The organism is Bacillus seohaeanensis (assembly GCF_042684945.1).
Lineage (GTDB): Bacteria > Bacillota > Bacilli > Bacillales > Bacillaceae_B > Rossellomorea > Rossellomorea seohaeanensis.
Window position 1 is genome coordinate 49,142 of sequence record NZ_JBHUMF010000031.1, and the last position, 14,410, is coordinate 63,551.

Annotated in this window: 22 protein-coding genes; all 22 read left to right on the forward strand. The window is 34.5% G+C overall.

Annotation, left to right across the window (positions count from 1 at the left end; genetic code table 11):
- Positions 1-377 precede the first annotated feature (377 nt).
- Positions 378-722, forward strand: coding sequence for a hypothetical protein (locus ACFSUL_RS13495; RefSeq protein ID WP_377936238.1), 345 nt, complete (start codon positions 378-380; stop codon positions 720-722).
- A 596-nt stretch (positions 723-1,318) separates the two neighbouring features.
- A complete protein-coding gene (locus ACFSUL_RS13500; RefSeq protein ID WP_377936240.1) occupies positions 1,319-1,777 on the forward strand; it encodes a DUF523 domain-containing protein in 459 nt (152 codons plus the stop codon).
- Between the two features lie 263 nt (positions 1,778-2,040).
- A complete protein-coding gene (locus ACFSUL_RS13505; protein WP_071411874.1) occupies positions 2,041-2,496 on the forward strand; it encodes a GNAT family N-acetyltransferase in 456 nt (151 codons plus the stop codon).
- A 169-nt stretch (positions 2,497-2,665) separates the two neighbouring features.
- Entirely contained in the window at positions 2,666-3,268 is a 603-nt protein-coding gene (locus ACFSUL_RS13510; protein ID WP_377936242.1) for a hypothetical protein, read from the forward strand.
- Between the two features lie 188 nt (positions 3,269-3,456).
- Complete coding sequence (locus tag ACFSUL_RS13515; RefSeq protein WP_377936244.1) at positions 3,457-3,840, forward strand: VOC family protein; 384 nt, start codon at positions 3,457-3,459, stop codon at positions 3,838-3,840.
- A 152-nt stretch (positions 3,841-3,992) separates the two neighbouring features.
- Positions 3,993-4,178: a hypothetical protein gene (locus ACFSUL_RS13520; protein WP_377936246.1), complete on the forward strand. Its 186-nt coding sequence runs from the start codon at positions 3,993-3,995 to the stop codon at positions 4,176-4,178.
- 84 nt (positions 4,179-4,262) lie between these two features.
- Positions 4,263-5,105, forward strand: coding sequence for an aminoglycoside adenylyltransferase domain-containing protein (locus tag ACFSUL_RS13525; protein WP_377936248.1), 843 nt, complete (start codon positions 4,263-4,265; stop codon positions 5,103-5,105).
- A 196-nt stretch (positions 5,106-5,301) separates the two neighbouring features.
- Positions 5,302-5,841 carry a hypothetical protein gene (locus tag ACFSUL_RS13530; protein WP_377936250.1) on the forward strand — a complete coding sequence of 180 codons (540 nt, stop codon included), beginning with the start codon at positions 5,302-5,304 and terminating at the stop codon, positions 5,839-5,841.
- A gap of 207 nt (positions 5,842-6,048) precedes the next feature.
- On the forward strand, positions 6,049-6,609 hold the full coding sequence (locus ACFSUL_RS13535) for a GNAT family N-acetyltransferase (protein ID WP_071411880.1): 561 nt from the start codon (positions 6,049-6,051) through the stop codon (positions 6,607-6,609).
- Between the two features lie 143 nt (positions 6,610-6,752).
- Positions 6,753-6,962 (forward strand): hypothetical protein, encoded by a 210-nt coding sequence (locus ACFSUL_RS13540; protein ID WP_071411881.1) that lies wholly within the window; start codon positions 6,753-6,755, stop codon positions 6,960-6,962.
- A gap of 128 nt (positions 6,963-7,090) precedes the next feature.
- The gene (locus ACFSUL_RS13545) at positions 7,091-7,411 is read left to right on the forward strand and encodes a hypothetical protein (RefSeq protein WP_377936253.1); all 321 of its coding nucleotides are present in this window, start codon (positions 7,091-7,093) and stop codon (positions 7,409-7,411) included.
- Positions 7,412-7,493: 82 nt separating this feature from the next.
- On the forward strand, positions 7,494-7,967 hold the full coding sequence (locus tag ACFSUL_RS13550; protein ID WP_071411883.1) for a VOC family protein: 474 nt from the start codon (positions 7,494-7,496) through the stop codon (positions 7,965-7,967).
- 345 nt (positions 7,968-8,312) lie between these two features.
- Complete coding sequence (locus ACFSUL_RS13555; RefSeq protein ID WP_071411884.1) at positions 8,313-8,519, forward strand: hypothetical protein; 207 nt, start codon at positions 8,313-8,315, stop codon at positions 8,517-8,519.
- A 54-nt stretch (positions 8,520-8,573) separates the two neighbouring features.
- Positions 8,574-8,771 (forward strand): hypothetical protein, encoded by a 198-nt coding sequence (locus tag ACFSUL_RS13560; protein WP_377936256.1) that lies wholly within the window; start codon positions 8,574-8,576, stop codon positions 8,769-8,771.
- Between the two features lie 159 nt (positions 8,772-8,930).
- The gene (locus ACFSUL_RS13565) at positions 8,931-9,704 is read left to right on the forward strand and encodes a TerC family protein (protein ID WP_071411886.1); all 774 of its coding nucleotides are present in this window, start codon (positions 8,931-8,933) and stop codon (positions 9,702-9,704) included.
- Between the two features lie 274 nt (positions 9,705-9,978).
- A complete protein-coding gene (locus tag ACFSUL_RS13570) occupies positions 9,979-10,296 on the forward strand; it encodes a hypothetical protein (RefSeq protein WP_071411887.1) in 318 nt (105 codons plus the stop codon).
- A gap of 169 nt (positions 10,297-10,465) precedes the next feature.
- Positions 10,466-11,026: a GNAT family N-acetyltransferase gene (locus tag ACFSUL_RS13575; RefSeq protein ID WP_071411888.1), complete on the forward strand. Its 561-nt coding sequence runs from the start codon at positions 10,466-10,468 to the stop codon at positions 11,024-11,026.
- 564 nt (positions 11,027-11,590) lie between these two features.
- Positions 11,591-11,842, forward strand: coding sequence for a hypothetical protein (locus ACFSUL_RS13580; RefSeq protein ID WP_377936259.1), 252 nt, complete (start codon positions 11,591-11,593; stop codon positions 11,840-11,842).
- A gap of 167 nt (positions 11,843-12,009) precedes the next feature.
- A complete protein-coding gene (locus ACFSUL_RS13585; protein WP_377936261.1) occupies positions 12,010-12,333 on the forward strand; it encodes a hypothetical protein in 324 nt (107 codons plus the stop codon).
- A 254-nt stretch (positions 12,334-12,587) separates the two neighbouring features.
- Positions 12,588-13,109, forward strand: coding sequence for a DUF5412 family protein (locus ACFSUL_RS13590; protein ID WP_377936263.1), 522 nt, complete (start codon positions 12,588-12,590; stop codon positions 13,107-13,109).
- 49 nt (positions 13,110-13,158) lie between these two features.
- Positions 13,159-13,389 (forward strand): hypothetical protein, encoded by a 231-nt coding sequence (locus ACFSUL_RS13595; RefSeq protein WP_071411892.1) that lies wholly within the window; start codon positions 13,159-13,161, stop codon positions 13,387-13,389.
- A gap of 235 nt (positions 13,390-13,624) precedes the next feature.
- A complete protein-coding gene (locus ACFSUL_RS13600) occupies positions 13,625-14,116 on the forward strand; it encodes a DUF4306 domain-containing protein (protein WP_071411893.1) in 492 nt (163 codons plus the stop codon).
- Positions 14,117-14,410 lie beyond the last annotated feature (294 nt).

Genomic DNA, 14,410 nt, shown 5'->3' on the forward strand with positions numbered 1-14,410 from the left:
AAATCCCTTCTTCCTGATTAACAAAAAATAACAATTAGAACAATAATCGTAATGTGTATAGGAGGTAGAACAATAGCACCGTTTTTAAATTTAAATTCCATTCTGTGTTCCTCCCTTTTTTATAGTCTATCAATATTTATGGTAAAATTGTAAAAAAATGTACTTGAACCCTTTCAGGTAGATTCGGTTTATTCGTAGGATCTCAAGTCACTTGAATAATAATGGATGAATGGAATGAATAGTGGTAACCGAGGCTGAGGCTACATGAAAGCATGCGGTAATAGAAGAGTGAATAAAAACTGTAGGGGGCGCTTCTGTAAGAGGCAGGCACATTTTTTCATTAAAGAAGCAGTTACGATAAGATGGGAGGAAAATTATTGAACATAGATACCGATTCTCTTGCAATCTTTATAATTATGTGGGGAATACCAACTTTTATGGTTGTTAGAGGTTACTTAAAAATGAATGCTGATGACAGAAAATCAGCGTTCAATGATTTTAAGTCACGCCGTTTTATTTTTACAATTGGACTTATGGTAATGGGCGCTTTTTTCGCACATTTAGGGACTCTATTCGCTATAAGGGTAATGGAAGTAATTGGACTTGCTTTCTTTGCTTTAGGAGGAGTCTTTTCAATATTTGATATGTGGAAGAAAAATAAGATCAAAAGTGTATTTATACTTGTTTTAGTAGCATCTGTCATTTTGGTAGGTATTATTTAATTTTACTGTGTCAATGGGGGCAATATTTTTAGCACATGTTGCCATACTAGAGGGGCTTTTGGGTATTGAATGAAAGACGCAGTATTCTTTCATAAGGTCATTTAGTTTAATGTGCTAAAACTATTATTTTTATAAGAGAGGTGTATTTATGAAAGATATTCCTAAGTTTCGTATATATATAAATTTCTTTATAGTGTTTATTGCTTTTTTCCAAGCGTATAACAACTGGGGAGACAAAGTGGCATTATCTTACTTCTTTCTAATAGGGGGAGTAGTAATATTAATCCTTAACTTTATTGCATTATATAACTCATCGAAAAACAGGGATAAATCTCATAGTTAGCTATAATAAATGACTCCATTAAACTTCCGGCTTTAGGTTCTTTCATTTTAAAAGCAAGATTACTAGGAATTATAGTTAGGCTTCTGCAAATGTTACAGATTAACCCTTTTATTACGTAATAGACTAAATGCTGCGCAGTAAATCATTTTACTTCTTTGACTTGGTGAAAGAAGATAATTGTGTTAACGAAGCAGGTTGAATAAATTTTTGATGAAATTTATTAAGAAAGATTTATGTTGAAGGGGGAAGAAATATGATATTGGTGAGTTCCTGCTTAGCGGGATTGACGGTGAGATATAACGGCACGCACAGTTTAAATAATGAAATAAATAAACTTGTAGAAGAAAATAAAGCTATTACAATATGTCCAGAATTACTAGGTGGATTTTCAATTCCAAGAGAACCTGCTGAAATAATAGGTGGAAACGGAGATGATGTACTCGATGAAAAGGCTAAAGTAGTTGAGAAATCAGGGAAAGATGTCACAGAACTTTACATAAAAGGAGCTTATGCTACACTCGAAAAAGCTCTAGAAATAAATGCGACTATAGTGGTTCTCAAGGAAAATAGCCCATCCTGCGGCAGTTTAAAGATTTATAACGGCAAATTCATTGGTGAAAAAATTGAGGGGATGGGTGTAACTTCTGCTTTATTAAAAAGAAATGGATTAAGAGTAATTTCAGAAGAACAATTTGCTGAAACCTATCTTTAGTTGCTAGCTTCAATCATTTTTACAGCTGAAATTAGTAGCGGCTGTTTTCTTCCAAATACCCTTTGAGTAGAAAAATGTTACATCTGTTTTCAAAGGAAAGTTTGTGAAAGAATATACGTAAACTAGTGAGTGCGATTACTCAATTGAGCAGTTGCTCTTTCACGAATGGGGTAGTAGCGTTGAAGAAGAAATAAGGATACACAAGAGGAAGTACCCACAGAAATGTAGTAAAGATCTTTAAAATGATTAGGGGGAAAACATATATGTATCAGTATTTTAATGGACTTGTTATTAGAGAAGGTACAGAAGGAGTTCCTGCTGAATATGTTGAGGAATTGTTTAAAGATGCAGGGTGGGCAAAAACTACACCAAATTGGCAGAAAGAAAAATTCACTCTAATTTTTAAAAATTCAACTTGGGCCTTTACTGTTTGGGATAACGATCAAATGATTGGGATGGTAAGAGTTCTTTCAGATAAAATAATGGCTGCTACTATTATGGATTTAGTAGTGCTATCCCAATATCGTGGAAAAGGAATCGGTCAAAGATTAGTAGAGTTATGTGTTCAAAAACTTCCACACGGTGACTGGTTTGCTCATACTTCTTCAAATAATTTTAGTTTTTATGAAAAATGTGGCTTTGAGGTAAGGGATTTATCTGAAAATGGAACTTGTGCTTATTATGGATACATCCAAGCAAGAAAAGAAGGACATAGGTAATGGCTGTTACGTCGAAGTGAGTGCAAGGGTTAGGGCTATCACGGTAGTCTTTTTCTTATTATACGAACGTGAGTAGGTTACTTTAAAAAATATTGATTAAACATTAGTATTATCCTTTAAAGGGAAATTTAGTTTACTACGATAGGAAGTCATCAGGGAGGAGTTTACAATGAAAATAAAAATTATTTCTGGAGTTCTTGGGCTAGCTTTAGTGATAGGAGGATCATACGCAGTTTATTCGTATAACGATGATAAAGTAGAGGCAGTTTCAACTCAAGAAGTTCATAAAGTAAGCCAGGCAGAATCCAATAAAGCAGCAAAAGTAGAAGTTCATAAAGTTAGCCAAGCTGAATTAGATAAAGCAGCAAAAGACATGGGAGAAATGAAGAAGGATGATGACTTCTACTACGCAATGATAACCTTAGCTCTCCAGAAGCTTGAGTTTAAAGGAGAAGATGAAAGCTACCATCTTCGAGGAACGCCTGATGTCAAAAGACTTCAGGTTAATCGAGCTAATCTTCAATATTTAAAAAACAGAGCAGTCGAAATAAAGGCAGCTCAACCTTATCAGAAAATCTTAGATAAATGGATAGAAGGAGACTTCTCTAATATATCAAATGACTATCTGACAATTAGAAATATAAAAGATGACCAATTACAACCAAGTGAAAGTCCAGTATTGAAAGTAAGAACAGCTGAAGAGGAAGAGAAATACATCAAGCATTTCTTTGGTGACGAGGGATTACAGATTAATAAAAAAGATTGGCAATAAGTTATACAGATAGGCTTTGGGTTCTCCCAAGGCTTATTTTTTAATGTTTCTGAAGTTTTCGATTTTATATAGCGAACATTTGGAATATTATGTTAGGATTAATATATTGATTATGAACAACCGTTCTTAAATTGTCGGTGAAGAGAATGTAAATAAGCAGTGTACAAAAAATGGAGGGGACTTTTAAATTGGAATTAACGCATACACGGTTACTCGTAGATGATTATAAAAAGTGTTTTCTATTTTATAGGGATGTTTTAGGATTTGACGTTTCTTGGGGAGATGAAACTTCTTTGTACGGTCAATTCAAAGTTGGAAACTCCTATTTGGGGATATTCGAAAGAAAACAAATGGATGAAGCATTAGGGTATGAATATACTCCTGCCGACATGAATGTTGATAAAACAGCTTTAATTTTTAAAGTGGATGATGTAGAAGAAAAATATTTAGAATTAAAGGATAAAGTTGACTTTATTAGTAAACCACAGGAACAAGTGAGGTGGGGTCTTAAGGTTGCACATTTTCGAGATCCAGATGGTTCACTCATAGAAATTTATGAAAATCTTGAGTAGTACAAACAAGGTGTTGATTTTATAGTGGGAAAGCTTTGTCCTTTTTCAACAATGAACCCTTCCTTGTTAAGCTAACGGATGTTTAGTTAAATTTTACACTTTATCCCCTTTAAAGGGAAGAGACTTAATGTGAGGTAAACGGAGGGGAAAAAATGAATTGGCCAGTATTAAAAGATTTAAAAACAATGCTTGGTTTTACCATATCTTTTTTATTAGGAGTAACTGCAATAGTATTAGCAATAAACAGTAATCATTACTGGGTGATTTTTGTTGTCGTCGCGCTAATTTTGACGGTTATGAGTGTGGTAAGAGCAGACAAAATATATAAGGAAAATTAATAACAATTAAAATCGTTTCCTTGGAACTTTAATTCATTTAAGTCGTAAAAATGATAAAAATCTAATGTAAGGTGGTTAAACGCAATGAGACGAATTCCACTTATCGTACAAGAGGTTTTAAACGAGTACATTGGCTTATTGAATGAACGTATACCCAATACAATGGAAGGGTTATATATACACGGTTCCATTGCATTGGATGCCTATGTTAATAATTCAAGTGATATTGATTTTATTACTATCACAAACCGCCGTTTGACAGAGGAAGAAGTAGCAATTTTGTCTGATATCCATGAAACAATTGCAAGTAAATATAAAAAGCCTGAAATGGATGGAGTATATATTTTATGGGAAGATCTAGGTGGACTGTACGCTAGTGCTAATGAAAATAACATCAATTATCCTTATTATAACAGCGGTAAAATGAACCTCGGTGCTTATTTTAACTTCAATCCTATCACTTGGTCGCAGTTGAAGAAAAATGGAATAACTCTTATAGGACCAGAACCTGCGACATTTAGATTTGAAATCAAACCAGAACAACTTACTTCATATGTACTTGAAAATATGAATACCTATTGGGCAGGTAGAGTTCAATGGATAGAGAACTCAGTTGAAGAAATTCTTAATATACCGACAGAAGATATAGAGCTGGAAATAGAATGGTCCATTCTTGGATTGTTGCGTCAATACTACACATTAAAGGAACACGACATAATTTCAAAGCGCGGCGCAGGTGAATATGGACTGCTACATATCCCAAAAGAGTGGCATAACATTATTAAAGAAGCAATAAATATTCGCAAAGGTGTAAAGGGAGAAATATTTAACTCAGATGAGGAGAGAGTGGATGCTGCTTTAAAATTTTCCAAGTATTTAATTAGTTTTTGTAATAGTACCTTCTCCCATAATAAAATAACTTCTTAAACAGACGGGTGAGTAGATCGTCAAAATAGCGAGCAAGGCATCAGTATAAATGAGAAAGAAATTTCACATATACTCCTGCTTATTAAAGGGAGTCAGTAGTTGAGCAAAATGCGAAAAATTCTGAAACCCCTTCTTAGTTAATGCGTAGTAGTTAAGGAGCGTTTAGATGAATAAGCATTATAAAGGGGGGAGAGATATGAGAAAAGGTAGGACTTCGTGTATCGGTGGCTTAATCCCGAAATTTATAGTTTTCGCTATTGTTTTAATGTTAATGGTAGGTTGCTCACATTCCGGCTCTAGCTCAAAGGATAGTGATGAAAATGTGAAAACAATCCAAATTTATTTGGAAAAGGAGTTCACAGGACCTAATGAGGAACTAAGAAAAGTTCTTGAGCAAGATGATCCATATCCACCTGAGTTAGAAGCATATCTAGAAGAAAACTATAAGCCTCTAGTTTCGGACTTGGAAGACATTGTGAATGCCAATTATGTATTGGCATTTCTAAGATTTGCGTATGAAAATGGATATCAATTACAGCCAATAAATATTGACATACAAAAGATAAAAAACACTCAAAATAATGCCTACAATTATGAAGTCAAAGTAGAATACAGCAAAGATAGTGAAACAAACACAGCTACTATCACGGGAAGAGTTAACCTTAATGACAATGGCAAAATCTCCACAATTCGAAATATGGACGATGATGGATTATTAGAAAAAATGAGAAAGTAAAGATGAGAAAGCTAGTGGAGCCTATTCAAATAATAGGCGCGTTCTTGCAACAATAGCTGGAACGCTTTTTTATTTTTTCCTAAACAAAAGGAACGGTTCATTACCTACAAGCAGCATTAAATTTAGAGCAGAAGAGTTCTTCGACTAATGTGGGTAGGTTATCTCAACTAATGCGAAAGACAAGCGTTATCAAAAGGAGTTGTTAACATGATTGGACATAAAAAATTTCCTGATTTAGAAACAGACAGGCTAATTTTGCGAAACGTGGGCAATGAGGATATTGATTTTATTTATCAACTTTTCAGCAATGAAAAGGTATGTGAATTTTTATATGATGAAGAATTATTTACGACTAAAAATGATGCAATTGAATTTATTGAATGGAATTCAAAACCTGAAGAAAAAGGATATAATCGATGGGTGTTGGTCACCAAAGATGATAATCATCAACAAATTGGTACGTGTGGATATGATTGTTGGGACAGAACGAACAATATAGCGGAGATAGGTTATGACTTATGGCACGAATATTGGGGACAAGGATATATGAAAGAGGCATTGATAAGTGCAATTGAAAGCGGCTTTAATAATATGGCACTAAATAGAATTAATGCATATGTCGCTTTAGGAAATATCAATTCTATGAAACTATTAGAAAGACTTGGATTTAAGAATGAAGGAGTTTATAGAGATAAACATTTATTCAGAGGTAAGTATTATGACCATTACTCTTTTTCTCTATTAAAAAGAGACTGGAACCAATTCTAAAGTTAATGTAACAGTTCAGCTAACGAACACGTTAAGTGTGTGGATAATTGTACTCAGAGTAAAAAGTATTGGAAAAAGAAAGCTTACTAAGTAAAGGCCAATCAAATGGATTAATATGACTATGGATTTAAGAAGGAGTACGCATGAAATTTAAAAAGTCAACACTAACAAAAAAACTAGCAATAACTATTTCAGCTGTTTTGGTAGTAACAGGTTTTCTATTCATTTCCGAAGCTTATTTTAGCTATTCGGAAGTCAGAAATATGACGGATGAATGTTACGATAATGGTGGGTTGCCTAAAATTGAAAAATCTGGATTAAGTGTAGAATACTTTTCTTGTAATAGGAACTAATTGTTCCGTTACGTTCTTTTTTGGTGGAGTTGTTTCGACATTCCTAAAAAGATCAAATGGTTTAACCGAAATTTTGCTAAAAACGGAAAGGAGTAATAGTGCAATTTAACGTAAAAAAGGAGACTACAATGAAAATAAATTTACTAATTTTTATCATTTCCGTAAAAGAACAAAAAGAGAACGGTATACAAGAAGCAATGATGAAAACAATTGAATCTACTATTCGTCCGGTTAAAGGGGACATAATAGATGATCCGGGATTCGATCCAGGATTTCATAATGGCTATGAAGTTGTAAAAGTCACAATTAATTATGCTTCAAATGAATGCTTTGTTTCCTTACGTCCACTTGTGTTAGAAGAGGAAGAAATCAAGATAGAAACCTACATAGAGAAACTTGAGGCACACGGTTGGCATATTGTCTCAAAAGAAGCATTGGAAAATAGGTAAAAGGTGAAAACTTTCTTAAAGTAATGTACTTAAAAGTCAGGGCGCAGACGTTGGATAACGATTTTTAGGGAGAGATTTCAAAATGATTAAAGGTTTATATGAAGCGCATTTACCAGTGAGTGACCTCAATAGTTCTATTGAGTTTTATAAGGGACTTGGTTTGGAGTTTGATCATAAAGTCGAGGATAGATTAGCTTTTTTATGGATTGAAAAGGGGAAAAGTTGGCTTGGTCTATGGAATACCGATAAAGTAGAAACGGAATATCATCCCTCTATTAGACATGTGGCTTTCGAGGTCTCTTTAGAAGACTTAAAAGACTCAGTTGCTTGGCTAGAAAATAAAGGTTACACACCAAGAAGGGCATTTGGTTTTGAACCTACTGAACCTTTCGTAATGCCCAATCCTAATGGGAATTTTGGACATGCTAAAATTCACTTTAATGACCCCGATGGTAATAGCTTAGAATTCATTTGTAAGGTTGGTAATCCTAAAAATCTAACAGATAGAATGTACTTAAGTGAATGGGAAAAATTAAGTGGGTTAACTGTTAACTAACTGATTTTATATATTAGTTCCATTTGATAGGCTGTTTTCTAAAAGATTGTTGTTTTTAACAACAATTGAAAACATAGAGTGGATTGGAACGGAAGGCACTTGCCTGCAGCGGAAAGGAACGGTCCATTACCCACAAACAACAAACTTTACGAAAACAACCATTTAATAAGTCCTTTTTGAAGTAGTTTGTACAAAAAAACATCAGTAATCAGTTTTAAACAAACGGGTGCAATTCCGCAGCGTGAATTGCGCTTTTTTAGGGTCAGTTAATGGAATAACCATTGTTTGAAATTTTGAAACTTTTTCCTGTTTTTAAACGTATAAACAAGGTAAGAGGTGATGAAAATGTCAGGATTCTTTTTACTTGTTTTACTTTCCATTGTTACAGCCCTTATCGCTATTGGTGTATCCAAACCGTCAAATCGTCGTTATACAGGGGGAAACAGTCATTCCACCTATTACAGTGGAGACTATAATAACTCACATAACTGTGATAGCTTTGGAGGAGATTTTGGCGGAGGAGATGGCGGTGGTTGTGGAGGAGGCGACTAAGCCTCTTTTTTGGTAAACTGTTGGATAAGATTGGATGACTATGTGGGGGAATACATGAAAATAATGCGTAAATATCTGTATAGTTTGTATTTCGTAGTGGTTTATATTATCTACGTTTTGTTCGATTATTTTAGAGATGGAGTGTTCCATTTAGTAGCGAACGGTGTACAGTCTTTATTTTTAGTTTTATTCTTTATTTTTTTCGATTGGGCACTCAATGATAAGAAGAAAGAGAATAACAAAGCTGATTGAATTTAGAAGGAAGCGTTAACGTTTAATGGCTATAGGGTAGTGATTCTTCAATTAAATGGTCGCTTTTCGATTCTTTAGGAATACCTGTTACTTAATAGGAAAATCTATAATTAGCGAAACTTTTACATAACATTTCAGTTATAGAAAGGGGAGAAGTAGATGGAGTCAATATGGCTAGAGTATGCTTGGGCCTTGTTAGTTCTAATTGGATTGGAAGGATTGTTATCGGCTGACAATGCCCTTGTACTAGCAGTTATAGCCAAGCATTTACCCGAAGAACAGAAAAAAAGAGCTATAAATTACGGAATCCTTATGGCCTTTGCTTTTAGGTTTGCTGCACTTTTTGCAATTTCTTTTATAGCGGACGTCTGGCAGATACAGGCGATAGGAGCGGCTTATCTTCTTTACCTAGGATTAAAGCATGTCATTCAAGCACGATTCGGGAAAGAAAATAAGAATATTCATAAGGATGATGAAAAAGAATCCGCTGGTAAAGGTTTCTGGCCTACAGTAGGGAAGATCGCATTAGCTGATCTCGCTTTTGCAATTGATTCGATTTTAGCTGCGGTTGCTCTTGCTCTCGGTCTTCCAGATTCACCGCTAGACGATTTCGGTGGTATGGATGGAGGGCAATTTATTGTTGTTCTTCTTGGAGGTATTGCGGGCCTTATCTTAATTAAGTTTGCAGCAACATGGTTTGTGAAGCTTCTTGAAAAACGCCCAGCGTTGGAAACAACAGCGTATGCAATTGTTGCGTGGGTCGGTGTTAAACTGGCTGTCATTACCCTTGCACATGAGGATATAGGTATCTTAGATCATGATTTTCCTCATAGTACGACTTGGACGCTGATTTTCTATGGAGTATTAGTGGCTATTGCTTTAATCGGTTGGTTTGCACCTGGTAAAAAGTCAGGACAAAAAGATGAATCCTAAAGGTTGTTTTTATCAAGTTGGTTATTGGTGGGGAATGGCCTGTTCCTTTCCGCTCTAATCCACTCTATGTTTTGGATTATTGTTAAAAGCAACACTCTTTAAAAAATAGTCACTCTAAAAGATTACAAAGCTGTTTTTAATTTGCGTTTAATAAATAGTTAATGTGTGAGTTAATTCAAAAGGATTAACTCACGTTTTTTGGTATTAGCGGTGTAGTTTAATGGAATAAACAATGAGTATGTATGTTATCGTTGATTTGTACAGGGGGATTTATATGAAAGAGATTTTACTGTTTTTGTCTTTTGTATTAACGATTTATGTCATATTAAAAAACAGAAAAGTTTTGAATGGACTGCTGAAAGAACTGTCCAGCGTCCAGATTTTAGGTGTAGCTATTTCTTATATTGTTACAATCACTATAGCGTTTATTTTTATCTACTACGGTGGGAATTGGATCGCAGGATATTTTCCAAATATGGTTGTGAGCTATATAATCCAACTCATAGTAGTTTGTATAACACTATATTTATGTGGAAGTATTCTAAGCAAAGTACTACAAAAAACTACTAAGGGAGTTCTTCCAATGAAGTAAAGGGAAATTCTCTGTTAAAGTAACGGGTGAGATGCTGGAATAACAATAGTATTGGGTTCTTTGTTCGACGAACGCAAACAATTTACTTGAAAAACAGTGACATCATTTTTAGCCAGGTAGAAGCGTGTAACTCTACAGAAAATAAATACTATTTAGGGAGAGGGCTATTATGGTAGGAGTAAATGCATTTCCTATACTCAGAACAGATAGATTAATTTTAAGACAAGTAACCAAAGAGGATGCTAGCAGTCTTTTAAACTATTTATCTAATGAGGATGTAATGAAGCACATTGGATTAGAACCATTCAAGTCCATTGATGATGCATTGGATGAAATTTCGTGGTATCAATCAATATTCGAAAAGAAAACAGGGATAAGATGGGGGATTACATTAAAGGACCAGGGGGAAGTAATTGGTAGCTGTGGTTTTCTAAACTTGGTCTCCAAGCATTATCGTTCTGAAGTTGGTATTGAGTTAAGCGAAGAACACTGGGGAAAGGGAATAGCCAGCGAGGCTTTGGAAGCTGTTATTAAGTATGGATTCGAACAGATGAATTTACAACGGATTGAAGCGTTAATAGAACCGCCTAATTTACCGTCCCAAAAATTAGTAGAAAGACAGGGGTTTATCCGAGAAGGACTTTTGAGAAGTTATGAGTTTACTGTTGGAAAATTTGATGATTTATATATGTATTCATTGTTAAAGCAAGACTTCAATATAAAACAATAATTTGAGTATGTGAATTAGTATGCTTAAAGTAAGGGTGCTTATTTAAAATCTCCTTGTTCAACAAAAGAAGCATGGCCGTTGAACAAGGACTTTTTTGCAGTTTAGTCGGGTTGTAATTAAAGGCTCTTTTCTCATAGATTGTTGTTTTTACTTATACATTTAGCCCGTTGATTTCCGCTACGGGCACTTGCTTTCCACGGGGAGGAATGGGAGCCTCCTCGGCTTCGCCTGCGGGGTCTCCCACTTCCCTCTCTTCCCGTAGGAGTCAAGTACCCTCCGCTCCAATCAACTCAGTTGGTGAAACGTAGTTTTCAGTTGAAAAGCAACAATCTTTTAGAAAACAGCCTAATTAAAAGAGGGAATGTAAATCACTTAATAGTTCTTTCATTTTACTCTTCCTGTGAAATTTCGTGCTGGGTGTAAGAGCTAAAAAAGCAGATCGTCTATAGTGGCGGCCTGTTTTTTTTGCTATTCTTCGAAAAGTGGCAATTTTTATAACGGAAAATTGGGATATTATGTTAACATTGATTCGTGTAGACCTCGAGATCAAAAGGGGGGAAGGTATTGTCCATATTTGGAAAAATAAACGCAATTATTGCTGTCGTGGCAATAGGTGCCAGCTTCTATCACTTTTTCATTGATAGTATGGAGGTATCTATGAATATAGTTCTATCATTTTTAGCTTTCATGTACTTACTGTTTGGAATAGAAGGTGTCAAAGATAAAGATAGAGACAAGAAACCCGCTTATACCTACTTAGTTGTTGCCTTGGTTTTATTTTCAGGACTGATAATGGAGTTGTTTAAAATCCTTTAATACTTAGGGATGAATTTGAATGGATAGCTTAATTTAATCCAATCTTTAGTAAGCAATTGGTAGCGAGTATTCAATTAAGCAGTTGCTCTTTCGTTAATTCGTAGTGTAATGGGAGTGAAGGATACGTCTTTTTTGCTGACACTATGTGTAGAAAAGGGGATGAAAAAATGTATAGCACAGAAACCCTACCCAATTGGTTTTGGCTTGTTTATTATTTATCGCTACTTTTAACAATAGGGACGGGGATCTTTAGTATTCTGCTAAAGAAGAATGTATGGATGTCTATCATAGCAGTAGTTGTAACGGTTTCTATTCCAATAGTTGGTTTTGTAAACGGTATGGAAAGAGAAGAGGGACAAAACGAACTTGATCAATTAATACTTAATTTGCAACAAGGTTCTATTTGGGCTATTTATATAGTATTAGGCTATATATTTTTACTTGTTTGGTGGTTTTTTTTCTTCAGTAATAAAAAGAAAAGTCTGAAGTAACTTACTAAACTATCAGACGCATTTGTACTATAAATGGGGCTGCTTTTTTATTAAGGCTCTTTTCTTATCGGTTGTTGTTTTTACTTATAAATTTAGCCCGTTGATTTCCACTACGGGCACTAGACTTCTCGGGGAGGAATGGTTCTCTGTCCACAAACATCAAGCTTTACGAAAAGAGCCTTTATTAACGAGGCAGTTTTGAAGAAATGAATTTAGGTAATAAGTTATGAGGAATTCAATGAGGTGGTGCTTTCTTGGAAAGAAAATATAACTTTTGGGCATTTTTATTATGTTTATTTTGCTTAGTACTTTCTTTACATTCCTTATATGCCGCTATATATCAAGAGTGGTCAGTAGCGCCACCTATTTTTATTTTATTAGTAATAGCTATCGTGGCTTTTGTTTCAGGGATTATTGGCTTTAAAAGTAAAAGGAATGGATTATCAAAATTAAGAAGTTGGTTGACTGTGACTATTTCATTTTCTCTTTCGGCAGTTCTTCTGTTGGGGCTAGTCGTGAATACATTTACGAGAGAGCTAATTAAAACAACACAATCCGCCGATACTGACTATACAATTAATCTATACACTGTAAATGGCGGAGCAGCAACATCTATTGGAGTAGTAGGGGTAGTAGATGGTCCGCTTTGGTTTAAGAAAAATATTTATCGGGATAACAATATGCACAAAGCTGATGTGGAATGGACAAATAACCATATCATCACAATTAATAATCATACTTTGAACTTAAAAGAAGGGGAAGTATTTTCGGATTAAATAAAGAAGTAGCTTCGTTAAGCAGTAATGTTTTTGGGGAGGTAATACGTTGAAGAAATATTTTGTGTTTTTATCTGTAATAGTAGTAGGGGTTTCATTATACGGACTTATAACTAATAAAGACGCACTCTTACCTTATGCACTATTAGGGTTAGGAATAGTAACGCTTATTTCTGGAATAAGAGAAGTAAAACAGAAGCAGGAAATGGCATTGGGCATTGTAAATATTTTTACTTCATCGATTGCCTTTTGTTGGGTTCTTTTCTTGGTTTTTATATAGTTTACAGAGTATCGTGATGGATTCTTGATTATCTATGAATATAATTCTTTCACTCTTAGTTTTAATGTACTTTACTGTTTGGAATAGACGGTGTCAAAGATAAAGACAAGAAACCTACTTAGTTGTTGCTTTTAACAACAGTTGAAAACATAGAGTGGATTGGAGCGGAAGAGAACGGCTCCCTACCACAAACACCAAACTTTACGAAAATATCCAAAAAGAAAGAAGGGATCCGATGATTAAATATATATTCCAATATTTATTAGCTTCAGCGCTGTTACTTTTTTCAACATTTGCTGCTTGGTATGAAGGAAGTGAAATAAGAGATAACCCTTGGGAATGGAAATATTCTGCCTTTTTTTCAAAGATGTTTAATGGAGAAATTACCAATAGTGCTGATATATCACAATTAGACCATTTTATATATGCAGCTAAATTCAGCCCAATATACCCAACATTCATTATAGTAAGCCTTTCTTATATTTTGATTCTTAGTTTGTATTTGCTACTGAAACGTTATAAAAGAAGTTTAATTGTATTACTGTTTTCTTTTGGGATTTTGTATTTATTATTAGGGGGAATAGTGGCTGACTCTCCAACAATAGGAGGAAAGTATTTTATGTCAGTTTTTATAGCTATTGGCATTCTAAATTTTATAATGTCATTTTTATTCTATCTAAAGTTTAGAAGGAATGGAAAGGTTGTTAGTTCTTCGCTGTTAAACTAACTGGGGTATTTCTACTCTAAGTGGGATGCTTTCATATGATTTTTAGCAATTTACCAAAAAAAGTCTCTCTCTTCAGGCGTGTGAAGGGTATAGTCCACTGGTAAGGTGGAGATGAATTTTGGTGGGGGTTATACTAAAAGGCTCTTTTCTCATAGAGTGTTGTTTTTACTTATACATTCAGCCCGTTGCTTTCCGTTAAAAAGCAACAATCATTACGAAAACGGCTTATTAAAAAGCCTCACATAACCACTTACTTTTACAGCTAATTTTATGCTATACTGATTTTACTAATAT